A 12400-nucleotide genomic window follows, 5' to 3' on the forward strand; every position below is an offset into this window, starting at 1 on the left:
GGTCAGCCCCGTGCCGTCGCTGCGAGCATCGAGCCCCACATGCGCGTGAAGTCCGGGAGGGTCTTCGCGGTCGTCGCGACGTCTTCGACGCGCACGCCGGGGACGCGCAGGCCGAGGATCGCACCGAATGTCGCCATGCGGTGGTCGTGGTACGTCTCGACGGTGCCGCCGTGGAGCGTGGCAGGCTCGATCGTCAGGCCGTCCTCCGTCTCGGTCGCGCGGCCGCCGAGCCGGTTGATCTCGCAGACGAGCGCCGCGAGACGGTCGGTCTCGTGACCGCGGAGGTGCGCGATGCCGCGCAGGCGGCTGGGCGTCTCGGCGAGCGCGGCGAGGGCCGCGATCGTCGGTGTGAGCTCGCCCGCGGCGTGGAGGTCGACGTCGAGGCCGCGGATGCGGCCCGTGCCGGTGACCTCGAGCACGTCGCCCACGCGACGCGTCCGCGCGCCGAGCTGCTCGAAGAGCTCGGGGACGAGCGCTCCCGGCTGTGTCGTCGACGTCGGCCAGCCCGAGACGCGGACGGTGCCACCCGCGACGAGCGCGGCCGCGAGGAACGGGCTCGCGTTCGAGAGGTCGGGCTCGACGCGCACGTCGCGCGCGACGATCGGCCCCGGGGCGACGACCCACGTCGACGGCGTCGAGTCGTCGACCTCGACCCCTGCGCCGCGCAGGACATCGACGGTCATCTCGATGTGGGGGAGGCTCGGCAGCGCGCTCCCGACGTGACGCAGGCGCAGCCCGCGGTCGAAGCGTGCGCCCGCGAGGAGGAGGCCGGAGACGAACTGGCTCGACGCGCTCGCGTCGACGTCGACCGCCCCGCCGACGACGCCGCCGCGACCCTCGACCGTGAACGGGAGGGTCGACGGCTCCGTGCCGTCGTCGGCCGTCACGGGGACGCCGAGGTTGCGCAGACCCGCGAGTACCGGGCCCATGGGGCGCACGCGCGCCCCCGCGTCGCCGTCGAAGCGCACGGGACCGTCGGCGAGCGCGGCCACCGCGGGCAGGAACCGCATGACCGTCCCCGCGAGACCGCAGTCGATCGACGCCGGGCCGCGCAGCTCGCCCGGGGTGACGCGCCACGTCGTGCCGTCGACCTCGACGCCTACGCCCAGCTGCCGCAGGGCCTCCGCCATGAGCAGCGTGTCACGGCTGCTGAGCGCGCCGCGGAGCTCGCTCGGGCCGTTCGCGAGCGCGGCGAGCACGAGGTAGCGGTTCGTGAGCGACTTCGAGCCCGGAACCTCGACGGCCGCGTCGAGGGGGCTCGCGGCGGTGGGCGCGGCCCACGCCGGGTCAGGGGCGGAGGCGGCGTCGGGCACAGGGGTGTTCGGCGTCGAGGTGGTCATGCCGTCAGGCTATCGGAGCGGCGTCGGACGGGCCGGGCGCGGCCGGGCCGCGAGACGTCTCACTCCTCGTGCGTCGCACGGTCCGCACGGTCGCGTCGCGCCTTGTCGACGCGCCACGCGACCCCGGGGCGTCCCTCGAGGTCGACTGCGGTGAGCACCGCGGCGCCAAGTCCGCCGAGCGCGTGGACGAACGGCGCGACACGCTCGCGGTCGACCGTGCGTCGCGCCGTGAAGGGCTGCTGCGCCACGACGAGCGGCAGCGTGAGGAGCGCGAGGGTCGCGGCGCTCGAGCGCGGCGCACGGCCGAGCGCCAGCCCTGCGCCGGCGAGGATCGTCGCGGCGCCGTGCGCGCGCACGGCCCACACGAGCGTGCGGTCGGGCAGCGGCGCGCGGCCGAGGGCCGACGTCACGCGGTCCGCGACGGGACGGGCCACCGCGACGTGCGGCGCGGGCGTCCGCACAGCGTCGAGTCCGTCATGGACGTACCACGAGGCGAGCATCGGGCGGGCGAGACGACGGACGAGCATGGGGGGCTCCTTCGACCGGGACACGTACGACGAGATCCCACGGTAGCGCTCGCGGGGAATGCCTGGCAGGGGAGACGTGTTGACGGGATGTGAGCTGCTCCGCCCCTCCTCGTCCCACCGTGGTCGTCGGCGACCGACCGACGGCGCCGCACGCGCTGCCCCGGCTAGGCTTGCCCGTGATGGACGAGACCGACGACACCCGCCGAGCCCCCGCGGACGAGACCGACGCCGAGCGGCGGGCGCGCTTCGAGCGCGACGCGCTCGGCTACCTCGACGCCCTCTACGCGGCCGCGCTGCGCATGACGCGCAACCCGACGGACGCCGAGGACCTCGTCCAGGAGGCCTTCGCGAAGGCGTTCGCGGCGTTCCACCAGTACCGCCCCGACACGAACCTCAAGGCGTGGCTGTACCGCATCCTCACGAACACGTTCATCAACACGTACCGCAAGCAACAGCGCGAGCCCAAGAAGTCGCAGACCGAGGACATCGAGGACTGGCAGATCGCCCGCGCCGCGTCGCACACGTCGACCGGCCTGCGCTCGGCGGAGGTCGAGGCGCTCGACGCGCTGCCGGACTCCGACGTCAAGGACGCGCTCGCGGCATTGCCTGAGGACCGGCGCATCGCCGTCTACCTCGCCGACGTCGAGGGTTTCCCGTACAAGGAGATCGCCGAGATCATGGGCACGCCCATCGGCACCGTCATGTCGCGCCTGCACCGGGGGCGCGCGCAGCTGCGCACGCTCCTCGCGGGGTATGCGGCCGAGCGCGGGCTCCTGCCCGCGGGGACGCAGGAGGAGTCATGAGCAGCATCGCTCCCGACGGCCGTCCGCTCGACGGCGAGGAGTGCGCCGAGGTCATCAGTCACGTCGAGGACTACCTGAGGTCCGACATGACCGTCGAGGACGCGGCGGACCTGCGGGCGAACGTCGCCGAGGTCGCGCCTGAGCTCGGTGTCCTCGAGATCGAGGAGATCATGCGCGTCGTCCTGCGCCGCTCGTGCTGCGAGCGCGCGCCGGAGTCGCTCCGCGTGCGCATCAGCACGCAGATCGCCGTGTGGCGCACGGAGTTCTGACCGGAGCGCGTCGCTCGTCGCGGGTACGAGGCTCCGTCAGGGGACGAGGGTCACGGTGACTGCGTCAGCCTTCGAGGTCGGTGCGGTGCCTTCCGTCGGGACGACTGTCCGCCACGCGGCCGTCGAACGTTCCCAGACGCGGTCGCCGACGGCGACCGAAGCGACCTGGCCGTCCTCGGCGACGGCGACCGCCCAGTGGGCGAGCCGCGTGAGCGTGCGCCCCTTGTCGCTGCCGAGCTTCCCGGGGGACATACGGACGGTGCCCGTCGCCGTGTCTGCGGTGACGGACGCCGACGGCCAGTCCCGGTCGACGCGCCGTGCGAACGCTGCCGGGTCGCCCCCGGGGAGGGCAGCGCGCAGCTCGCATGTGAGGGTCGCGCCGTCTTGCGCTGCGAGCGCGGACGCCCACGCGCGGGCCTTGCCCTCGTGCTTCGCGTAGGCGTCGGGGAACGCGGAGCGCTGGACGGCCTGGGCCGCGACCGTCACCTCGAGCTCCTCGTAGTCGCGGACCTTGACGAGCCCGTCGTAGAACTTGCCCGTCGAGTAGACGGGATCCATGATCTCCTCGACCGTGCCCCAGCCCTGCGAGGGTCGCTGCTGGAAGAGCCCGACGGAGTCGCGGTCACCGTAGTCGATGTTCGTCGCCCACGACTCCTGCAGGGCGGTCGCGATGGCGATGGTGACCGCGCGCGGGGGCAGCCCGCGCTCGGTCGCCATGGCGGCGAACAGCGCGGCGTTCTGCGCCTGGTCGGGGGAGAGGTACCAGTCGTCGCCGCCTGCGTTCGCCCAGCACGTGTGCCGCGGCTCGGGCTCGGCGCGACGGGAGTCGAGGACCTTCTCCACGGCCCACATGCCGCCGACGGCGAGGGCGACGACGGCGGTCGCGCCGAGGATCGTGCGGCCGACGGCACGTCGCGCACGTCGCGCCCTCGTGAGGGGGTGCGACGTGCGCGAGGTGCGGGGCGTCGTCACGTCAGGCGTGCAGCGCCGCGTTGAGGGTGACGCCGACGCCCTCGCGGACGAGGACCTCGACACGACCCGTGAGCGAGGAGCGGCGGAACAGCAGGCCGTCGCGGCCCGCGAGGTCGCGTGCCTTGACGACGAGCTCGCCGCCGCCCGGAGCCTGCTGACCGACGATCGTCACCTTGGTGCCGGCCGTGACGTAGAGGCCAGCCTCGACGACGCAGTCGTCGCCGAGAGGGATGCCGAGGCCGGCGTTCGCGCCGAGGAGGGTGCGTCGCCCGATCGAGACGACGGTCGTGCCGCCGCCCGAGAGCGTCCCCATGATCGAGGCACCGCCCCCGACGTCGGAGCCGTCGCCCACAGTGACGCCCTGCGAGATGCGGCCCTCGACCATCGAGGTGCCGAGGGTGCCGGCATTGAAGTTCACGAAGCCCTCGTGCATGACGGTCGTGCCGGGGGCGAGGTGCGCGCCAAGGCGCACGCGATCGGCGTCCGCGATGCGCACGCCCGACGGCAGCACATAGTCGACCATGCGCGGGAACTTGTCGACGGAGAGCACGGAGACGGGCCCGGATGCCGCGAGGCGCAGGCGGGTCTCCTCGAAACCGTCGACCGCGCACGGGCCGCGGTCGGTCCACACGACGTTCGCCAGGAGGCCGAAGATCCCCGTGAGGTCGATCGTCCCGGGCGCCGCGAGGCGGTGCGAGAGGACATGGAGGCGCAGGTAGGCGTCGGACGCGTCGGTCGGCGGGGCATCGAGGTCGATCGAGCGCACGACGACCTCGCGGCGCACACGTCGCGCGTCGTCGTCGGTCGCGAGCGCACCCAGGTCCTCCGCGAGCGGGTCCGTCCACGGGTCGTCCGGCGCCAGGCTGAGACGCGGCGCGGGGTACCACGTGTCGAGGACGGAGCCGTCGGCTGCGATCGTCGCGAGTCCGAGACCCCAGGCGTTCCGGGAGGTCTGGGTCATGAGTGTCACCCTAGGGGGAGGGTCGGACATCGGCCGCGGCCGTCTCGCATCCTGCGCGGCACGCCCGATCCCGAGCGCTGGGCGAGTCTCGGCAGCGGGAGGGGCCGCGGGGCTAGCATTCCCGCATGACCTCGCAGCCCGCCCCCGTCCTCGATCTTCGCGGCGACCTCGCCGCGCTCGTCACCGCGCTGTGCGACGTCCCCTCGGTGTCGGGCGACGAGACGCGGCTCGCGGACGCGGTCGAGGCCGCGCTGCGGGGCTTCGGCCACCTCGAGGTCCTGCGGGACGGCGACGCGGTCGTCGCGCGGACCCACCTCGGTCTGCCGCGCCGCGTCGTCGTCGCGGGCCACCTCGACACGGTGCCGCTCACGGACCCGCCGAACCTGCCCGTGCGCGTGCTCGACGGTCCCGCCGGACCCGAGCTGTGGGGACGCGGCACGGTCGACATGAAGGCGGGCGTCGCCGTGCAGCTCGCGCTCGCGGCCCGTCTCGGCGCGGACGTCGTGCCGGCTGCGGACCTCACGTGGGTGTTCTACGACCACGAGGAGGTCGCCGCGAACCTCAACGGCCTCGGCCGGCTCGTGCGGAACCACCCGGAGTGGCTCGAGGGTGACGTCGCAGTGCTGTGCGAGCCGACGTCGGGCGGCATCGAGGGCGGCTGCAACGGCACGCTGCGCGTCGAGGTGCGCACGCGCGGCGTCGCCGCGCACTCGGCACGCGCCTGGACGGGGCACAACGCGATCCACGACGCTGCGGAGGTGCTCGCGCGCCTCGCGGCGTACACGCCGCGGACCGTCGACGTCGACGGCCTCGCCTACCGCGAGAGCCTCAACGCGGTCGGCATCCGGGGCGGGATCTCCGGCAACGTCGTCCCCGACGAGTGCGTCGTCACCGTCAACTACCGCTTCGCGCCCGACAAGAGCCTCGCGCAGGCCGAGGCTCACGTGCGCGAGCTGTTCGACGGCTTCGAGGTGACGCGCACCGACGGCGCCGAGGGCGCGCGTCCCGGGCTCGACGACCCGCTCGTCGCCGACCTCGTCGCGTCGGTGCTCGCCGTGACCGGCGGCCAGCCGACCGCGAAGCTCGGCTGGACGGACGTCGCACGGTTCTCCTCGCTCGGCATCCCCGCGGTCAACCTCGGCCCGGGAGACCCGCTGCTCGCGCACAAGGACGACGAACGCTGCCCCGTCGGGCAGGTGACGGCGACGCACGACGCGCTGCTCGCGTGGCTGACCGCGCACTGACACCGTCACGGGACGTCCCCCCGGATGTCCGAGGCTGCCCCTAGGGTGGACGCCATGAGCGACGAAGGCATCTCCCAGCCCGGAACCGGCTACCGCAAGGGCCCCGTCCTGCTGCGACGCGGCCAGATCCCCGAGCAGACGACCGACCAGCGGCTCCTGTCGAAGGACGGGGACGCCGACTGGGTCCACGGCGACCCGTGGCGCGTCATGCGCATCCAGTCGGAGTTCGTCGAGGGCTTCGGCGCGCTCGCCGAGCTCGGCCCCGCGATGAGCGTCTTCGGTTCGGCGCGCACGAAACCTGGAACGCCCGACTACGAGCTCGCGGTCGAGGTCGGGCGCCTGCTCGTCGAGAAGGGTTACGCGGTCATCACGGGCGGCGGCCCCGGCATCATGGAGGCAGCGAACAAGGGCGCCTCGGAGGCCGGCGGCGTCTCGGTCGGCCTCGGCATCGAGCTGCCGTTCGAGCAGGGCATGAACCAGTGGGTCGACCTTGGCGTGAACTTCCGCTACTTCTTCGCCCGCAAGACGATGTTCGTCAAGTATGCGTCGGGCTTCGTCGTCCTTCCGGGCGGCTTCGGCACGTTCGACGAGCTCTTCGAGGCTCTCACGCTCGTCCAGACCCACAAGGTCACCGAGTTCTCGATCGTCCTCGTCGGCTCCGACTACTGGACGCCCATGCTCGAGTGGCTCCGCGGCCCCGTGCTCGCGCGCGGCATGATCTCGGCGGCGGACATCGACCTCGTGAAGGTCGTCGACACGGCCGAGGAGGCGGTCGAGATCGTCGTCGGCCGGGACCGCGAGCTGCGTGCCGCGCAGGTCGAGGCTCTCGCCGAGCTCGAGGCGGCGCAGGACGCTGCCGCCGGTCGCGTCTCGGACGAGCGCAACGCCTCATGAGCGAGTCGGCGCGGGGCGGCGCGCTGCCGTGGGCCGCTCTCGCGCCGACGCTCGACGCGCTCCCGCCCGCGTCGCCCCCTCTGCGGGTGCGCGGACGTGACGTCGGCGTGCACGGCGGCGCGGTTATGGCGATCGTCAACCGCACGACCGACTCGTTCTTCCCGGGCGCACGGCACGCGGACGACGACGTCGCGCTCGCGGCCGTCGAGCGTGCGATCCACGACGGAGCGGAGATCATCGACGTCGGGGGAGTGCGTGCCGGCGTGGGCCCCGACGTCTCGCCCGCGGAGGAGATCGACCGGGTCGCGCCGTTCGTCGCGCGCCTGCGCGCCGAGCTCGGCGACGCCATCGTCCTCTCGGTCGACACCTGGCGAGCGGAGGTCGCCGACGCCGTCGCCGACGCGGGCGCCGACCTCCTCAACGACACGTGGGCGGGCGCCGACCCGCACCTCGTCGAGGTCGCGGGGCGCCGTGGGCTCGCGGTCGTCGTCTCGCACACGGGCGGTCTGCCGCCCCGCACGGACCCGCGCGACGTCCGCTTCGACCTGCCTGCCGACGCACCGGCAGGCACGGATCCGCTCGACGCTGTCGTCCACGACGTCGTGACGACGCTCGCGGCCGGTGCGGCGCGCGCCGTCGCGTGCGGCGTCGACCCGCTCGGCGTGCTCGTCGACCCGACGCACGACTTCGGCAAGCGCACGGTCGACTCGCTGCGCCTCGTGCGTCGCACCCCGGCGCTCGTCGCGCTCGGGTACCCGGTGCTCATGGCGCTCTCCCGCAAGGACTTCGTCGGCGAGACCCTCGATCTCCCGGTCGACGAACGCCTCGAGGGGACGCTTGCGGCGACGGCCCTCGCAGCGTGGGGCGGGGCCCGCGTGTTCCGGGCCCACGACGTGCGCGCGACGCGGCGGACGCTCGACATGGTGGCCGCGATCCGGGGTGACCTCCCGCCGCGCGCAGCGGTCCGAGGACTCTGAGCATCGCTCTCAGCACAACCAGCGACGTCCAGGGGAGGGCGGCATGACGCTTCCATGACCTAGAATGGGGACGGAATCCGTCGTCCGCGACGCCCGACGGACGCCTTCCGACCTGCGCTGAGGCACGGGCGGGAGGCGACGGGCGTCCGAGCGGCGGCCGCAACCGACGCAAGGGAGAGCCACTCATGGCAGCGATGAAGCCGAGGACCGGCGACGGGCCGCTCGAGGTGACGAAGGAGGGCCGCGGCATCGTCATGCGCGTCCCGCTCGAGGGTGGTGGCCGGCTCGTCGTCGAGCTCAACGCTGTCGAGGCTGCAGAGCTCGGCGCCGCGCTCGACGGCGTGGTGGGCTGACACCTTGCCGCGCACGCCTGCACGCACGGCCGCGCCCGTCGTCGACCCGTGGAGCGTCGACCGTGACCTTCCTGAGGTCGTCGTCGCGGCCGGGCGGCTGGCCGAGTGCACGTTCCTCACGCAGGACGAGGTCGAGGTCGTCGTCCTCCCCGTGGCCCCCGGGCCCGAGGAGGGCGACGGCCTCGAGCCGCGTCACGGGATGATCGACGCCGCGCTCCGGTACGGCGTCGACTTCTCCGAGCTCGCGGAGCGCGCGAGCTTCGACGGTGCCGCAGGGGAGACGCTCGTCGTCGACCTGCCGCGGGCCCACCGGAGTGCCGACGCGCTGCCGTGGGCCGGCCTGCCCGAGCGCGTCGTCCTCCTCGGCCTCGGCCGCTCACGCGTCGAGGACTTCCGCCGCGCCGGTGCCGCGATCGCCCGCGAGACCCGCGGCGTGGGCCGCGTGCTCACGACGGCGAGCGGAACCGACACGTTCGAGGACCAGCGTGCGCTCGTCGAGGGGTACCTCCTCGGCGCGTACCGCGCACCGACGGCCGCGACCGGCGCTCCGCGCACGGACCCGGCCGCGCAGCTCGTGCTGCTCGGCGACCACGCGCAGCGTGCGATCGACGAGGCGGCGCGCGCGGCGCGCGCGGCATGGCTCGTGCGCGACCTCACGACTGTCCCGTCGAACGTCAAGAACCCCGGATGGGTCGCCGACGTCGCCGAGCGGCTCGCGCACGCCGCAGGCCTCGCTGTGACGCGCCTCGACGGTCCCGCGCTCGCCGCGGGCGGCTTCGGCGGTCTCACCGCCGTCGGCCAGGGCTCCGCGTCGGAGCCCACGCTCGTCGCGGTGACGTACACGCCCGAGGACGCGCCCGCCGACGCACGTCGCGTCGTGCTCGTCGGCAAGGGCATCACCTACGACACGGGCGGCATCGACATCAAGCCGCGCACCTCGATGGTGACGATGAAGAACGACATGAGCGGCGCCGCCGTCGTCCTCGCGACGGTCCTCGCGGCCGCCGAGGCCCGTCTGCCGCTCCACGTCACCGCGGTCCTGCCGCTCGCCGAGAACCACTTCGGGGCGAGCTCCTACCGTCGCGCCGACGTCCTCACGATGGTCGACGGCACACGCGTCGAGGTCGGCAACACGGACGCCGAGGGGCGGCTCGTGCTCGCCGACGGCATCGCGTGGGCGCGTTCGACCTTCTCGCCCGACGCCCTCATCGACGTCGCGACGCTCACGGGTGCGGCCGCGGTCGCGCTCGGCCCGCGCACGGCGGCGCTGCTCGCGACGGACGACGCGCTCGCCACGATGATCGAGCAGTCCGCACGCACGACGGGGGAGGCCGTGTGGCGTCTGCCGCTTGTCGACGAGTACGACGAGCGCCTCGGCTCGACCGTCACGGAGCTCCGCAACGTGCCGGCCGACGAGCGTGGCGGCGGCGCGATCACTGCAGCGCTCTTCCTGCGGCGCTTCGTCGGTGACGTCCCGTGGGCGCACGTCGACATCGCGGGACCCGCGCACGCCGACAAGGCGTCGCACGAGGTCCCTGCGGGTGCGACGGGTTTCGGCGCGCGGCTCCTCCTCAGCACGCTCGAGGGTCTGGCTGCACGCGACTGACACGTCGACGGCCACCGGAGGCCGACAGAACGCACGAACCCCGCCTGCACACCGTGCAGGCGGGGTTCGTCGTCAGGGAGGTGGGTCAGCGGCGGACCGCGAGGAGCAGACCGTCGCCCGACGGAATCATCGCGGGCAGGACGCGCGGGTCCTCGCGGAGCGAGCGCCCGATCTCGCGGACCATCGTCGTCGCCTCGTCGCGCCGCGCCGGGTCCGCGACGCGCCCCCGCCAGAGCGCCTCGTCGACGACGAGCACGCCACCAGGACGCAGGAGCCGCAGTGCCTGCTCGACGTGGTCGGCGGCCGAGGGCGAATCGGAGCCGACGAGGACGAGGTCGTACGCGGCGTCGGCGAGCCGCGGCAGGACGTCGCGCGGGCGACCGTTGATCGTGCGCGCACGCTCGGGACGGATACCGTCCTCGGCGAACGCGGCCTTGGCGGCGCGCTGGTTCTCCGCCTCGGGATCGATCGTCGTGAGGACACCCTCCGCGTCCATGCCGCGCAGGAGCCACAGCGACGCGACTCCCGTCCCCGTACCGACCTCGACGGCCGTGCGGGCGCGCAGCGTCGCCGCGAGCAGCCGCAGGACGGCGCCCGCCCCCGGCGCGATCGCGTGGCAGCCGTACTGGGCTGCGCGCTCGCGCGCGCGCAGGAGGACGTCGTCCTCGACGACGTAGTCCTCGCAGTAGTCCCAGGCCAGGGTCTTGTCGCTGGAGATGATGTCCTCCTCGTGGACGATCGGGGCCGCCGCGACGCGCGACCGGCCCTCGGGCCGATCTTACCGCCGTGCTCGTGCCCGGCACGGGAGCATGTGCTGTGCGGTGCGAGCGCCAGGCGTACGACGACGCGTGTTCGCCCGTGGCGCACGGGTTCACGCGGTCGCACTCGACCTGAGAGACTGGCTCGGTGAGCGACGTCGAGAACACCGTGCCGACCTGGGAGCAGATCGTCCAGGACCACTCAGCGCGCGTCTTCCGTCTCGCGTACCGGCTCACGGGCAACCGTCACGATGCGGAGGACCTCACGCAGGACGTCTTCGTCCGCGTGCTGCGGTCGCTCGACCGGTACGAGCCGGGCAACTTCGACGGCTGGTTGCACCGCATCACGACGAACCTCTTCCTCGACGGCGCCCGCCGCCGTCAGCGGATCCGCATGGACGCGATGGGTGACGACGCGTCGCGGGTGCCGGGTTCCTCCGAGATCGAGCCCGAGCGTGGCTTCGAGCACGGCAACCTCGACCTCGACATCCAGCAGGCGCTCGACACTCTTGCGCCGGAGTACCGGGCGGCCGTCGTCCTGTGCGACATCGAGGGACTCTCGTACGAGGAGATCGCGGTGACGCTCGGCATCAAGCTCGGCACGGTGCGTTCCCGCATCCACCGGGCACGCGCACAGCTGCGGACCCAGCTCGCCCACCGGCGCTCCCACGCGGGGGCCGCGTCGCACGAGGCTCACCCGTGACGAGCCACTTCGGCGCTTGGATCAGCGCCTACGTCGACGGGCAGCTGCCGCCTGCCAAGGCTGAGCGGCTCGAGTCTCACCTCGTCGTGTGCGAGGACTGCGCCCGTGAGCTCAGCGACGAGCGTCGCGCGCGCTCGATGCTCCTTGCGGCCCGCGACATTGCGCCGGGACCGGACCTCGCGGCACGCATCCTCGCGGGCGCGAGCCCCGCGCCTCCGACGCAGCCCGCGCCTCGCCGCGCGTGCCACCCCGACCTGCGCCCCGACACCGACGGGCGGGCGTTCCCCGCGCTCACGGGCGACCTCCGCCACCGCCGCCGGGCGTGGCGGTGGGCCGCGGCGTCCGTCGCCGTCGTCGGCCTCGGCGTCGTCGGGCTCTCCGAGCTCGGCAGGCCCCCGCTCGTCAACCCTGACCCGGAGCGTGTCTCGGCGCTCGGCACGCTCGGTCTCGCTCCGGTCCCCGGGGTCGTCGGCATCTCGGCGACGACAGGCTCGGCCACGATTCTCGCCGACCTCGCACGGGGCGGCTGGGTCGTGCCGGCGCGGCTGCCCGACGGTGTGAGCCTCGCGAGCCACCGGCACGAGCAAGACGTCCTCGAGCTCGACCTCGACACGCCGGCCGGGCCGGTCGTCGTCGTCGAACGCCGCGGGACGCTCGCGGCGGAGCTCGCGCAGTACACGGCCGTGAGCGTCGCGGGCCGCACCGTCTACGTGCTGACGTCGGAGCCGTGGCACGTCGCGACCCAGGTCGGTGACGTCGTCGTCGAGATCTATGCGCCGGACGACGACGGCCCTGCGCTCGACGTGCTCGCGTCCCTCGAGGACGACGAACGCAGCCCTCTCGTCGCGCGTGTCGCCCGTGGCTGGTCCGTGCTCACCCAGGAGTTCTCCCGATGACCGAACCGATGTCGCAGCCCGGACACACGCCCGCGGGGCGGCCCCCGGTGTCTCCCGGGCCGGTGCCGCCACCGCCCGCGTCACCGTACGCGCCGCC

General features: G+C 73.8%; 14 protein-coding genes. 9 read left to right on the forward strand and 5 right to left on the reverse strand.

Annotated elements, in window-relative coordinates; translation table 11 throughout:
* Positions 1-2 precede the first annotated feature (2 nt).
* Positions 3-1340 (reverse strand): 3-phosphoshikimate 1-carboxyvinyltransferase, encoded by a 1338-nt coding sequence (gene aroA, locus IGS67_RS05660; RefSeq protein WP_192278686.1) that lies wholly within the window; start codon positions 1338-1340, stop codon positions 3-5.
* A 59-nt stretch (positions 1341-1399) separates the two neighbouring features.
* Positions 1400-1867, reverse strand: coding sequence for a DoxX family membrane protein (locus tag IGS67_RS05665; protein WP_192278688.1), 468 nt, complete (start codon positions 1865-1867; stop codon positions 1400-1402).
* 89 nt (positions 1868-1956) lie between these two features.
* Here IGS67_RS05665 and IGS67_RS05670 point away from each other — a divergent pair, with 89 nt between their 5' ends.
* The gene (locus IGS67_RS05670; RefSeq protein ID WP_407925805.1) at positions 1957-2670 is read left to right on the forward strand and encodes a sigma-70 family RNA polymerase sigma factor; all 714 of its coding nucleotides are present in this window, start codon (positions 1957-1959) and stop codon (positions 2668-2670) included.
* Entirely contained in the window at positions 2667-2939 is a 273-nt protein-coding gene (locus IGS67_RS05675; RefSeq protein WP_192278693.1) for an anti-sigma factor, read from the forward strand. Before IGS67_RS05670 ends, IGS67_RS05675 begins: the two co-directional genes overlap by 4 nt.
* Positions 2940-2975: 36 nt before the next feature.
* Here IGS67_RS05675 and IGS67_RS05680 read toward each other — a convergent pair whose 3' ends face one another.
* Both IGS67_RS05680 and dapD read right to left on the reverse strand, forming a co-directional pair.
* Positions 2976-3911 (reverse strand): hypothetical protein, encoded by a 936-nt coding sequence (locus tag IGS67_RS05680; RefSeq protein WP_192278695.1) that lies wholly within the window; start codon positions 3909-3911, stop codon positions 2976-2978.
* A gap of 1 nt (position 3912) precedes the next feature.
* Positions 3913-4872 carry a 2,3,4,5-tetrahydropyridine-2,6-dicarboxylate N-succinyltransferase gene (gene dapD / locus IGS67_RS05685; protein WP_192278697.1) on the reverse strand — a complete coding sequence of 320 codons (960 nt, stop codon included), beginning with the start codon at positions 4870-4872 and terminating at the stop codon, positions 3913-3915.
* A gap of 125 nt (positions 4873-4997) precedes the next feature.
* Here dapD and dapE point away from each other — a divergent pair, with 125 nt between their 5' ends.
* From dapE to IGS67_RS05710, 5 genes are all read left to right on the forward strand, one after another.
* Positions 4998-6116: a succinyl-diaminopimelate desuccinylase gene (dapE, locus tag IGS67_RS05690; RefSeq protein WP_192278699.1), complete on the forward strand. Its 1119-nt coding sequence runs from the start codon at positions 4998-5000 to the stop codon at positions 6114-6116.
* A 54-nt stretch (positions 6117-6170) separates the two neighbouring features.
* The gene (locus IGS67_RS05695; RefSeq protein ID WP_192278701.1) at positions 6171-7010 is read left to right on the forward strand and encodes an LOG family protein; all 840 of its coding nucleotides are present in this window, start codon (positions 6171-6173) and stop codon (positions 7008-7010) included.
* Positions 7007-7987 carry a dihydropteroate synthase gene (gene folP, locus IGS67_RS05700; protein WP_192278703.1) on the forward strand — a complete coding sequence of 327 codons (981 nt, stop codon included), beginning with the start codon at positions 7007-7009 and terminating at the stop codon, positions 7985-7987. Before IGS67_RS05695 ends, folP begins: the two co-directional genes overlap by 4 nt.
* Positions 7988-8172: 185 nt before the next feature.
* A complete protein-coding gene (locus tag IGS67_RS05705; protein ID WP_192278705.1) occupies positions 8173-8340 on the forward strand; it encodes a DUF3117 domain-containing protein in 168 nt (55 codons plus the stop codon).
* A 4-nt stretch (positions 8341-8344) separates the two neighbouring features.
* Entirely contained in the window at positions 8345-9946 is a 1602-nt protein-coding gene (locus IGS67_RS05710) for a leucyl aminopeptidase family protein (RefSeq protein WP_192278707.1), read from the forward strand.
* 85 nt (positions 9947-10031) lie between these two features.
* Here IGS67_RS05710 and IGS67_RS05715 read toward each other — a convergent pair whose 3' ends face one another.
* Complete coding sequence (locus IGS67_RS05715) at positions 10032-10664, reverse strand: O-methyltransferase (protein ID WP_192278909.1); 633 nt, start codon at positions 10662-10664, stop codon at positions 10032-10034.
* A 188-nt stretch (positions 10665-10852) separates the two neighbouring features.
* Between IGS67_RS05715 and sigE the strand changes: the two genes are divergently transcribed.
* Positions 10853-11407, forward strand: a complete 555-nt coding sequence (gene sigE / locus IGS67_RS05720) for an RNA polymerase sigma factor SigE (protein ID WP_192278709.1) — start codon at positions 10853-10855, stop codon at positions 11405-11407.
* Positions 11404-12303 carry an anti-sigma factor family protein gene (locus tag IGS67_RS05725; RefSeq protein WP_192278712.1) on the forward strand — a complete coding sequence of 300 codons (900 nt, stop codon included), beginning with the start codon at positions 11404-11406 and terminating at the stop codon, positions 12301-12303. Before sigE ends, IGS67_RS05725 begins: the two co-directional genes overlap by 4 nt.
* Positions 12304-12400: the final 97 nt, after the last annotated feature.

This window comes from Flavimobilis rhizosphaerae, from assembly GCF_014852685.1.
Lineage (GTDB): Bacteria > Actinomycetota > Actinomycetes > Actinomycetales > Cellulomonadaceae > Flavimobilis > Flavimobilis rhizosphaerae.

Excerpts from the sequence above, each read along its gene's own strand:
- aroA (WP_192278686.1), bottom strand. The coding sequence starts at position 1,340 with ATGACCACCTCGACGCCGAACACCCCTGTGCCCGACGCCGCCTCCGCC.
- IGS67_RS05665 (WP_192278688.1), bottom strand. The coding sequence starts at position 1,867 with ATGCTCGTCCGTCGTCTCGCCCGCCCGATGCTCGCCTCGTGGTACGTC.
- IGS67_RS05675 (WP_192278693.1), top strand. The coding sequence starts at position 2,667 with ATGAGCAGCATCGCTCCCGACGGCCGTCCGCTCGACGGCGAGGAGTGC.
- dapD (WP_192278697.1), bottom strand. The coding sequence starts at position 4,872 with ATGACCCAGACCTCCCGGAACGCCTGGGGTCTCGGACTCGCGACGATC.
- dapE (WP_192278699.1), top strand. The coding sequence starts at position 4,998 with ATGACCTCGCAGCCCGCCCCCGTCCTCGATCTTCGCGGCGACCTCGCC.
- IGS67_RS05695 (WP_192278701.1), top strand. The coding sequence starts at position 6,171 with ATGAGCGACGAAGGCATCTCCCAGCCCGGAACCGGCTACCGCAAGGGC.
- folP (WP_192278703.1), top strand. The coding sequence starts at position 7,007 with ATGAGCGAGTCGGCGCGGGGCGGCGCGCTGCCGTGGGCCGCTCTCGCG.
- IGS67_RS05705 (WP_192278705.1), top strand. The coding sequence starts at position 8,173 with ATGGCAGCGATGAAGCCGAGGACCGGCGACGGGCCGCTCGAGGTGACG.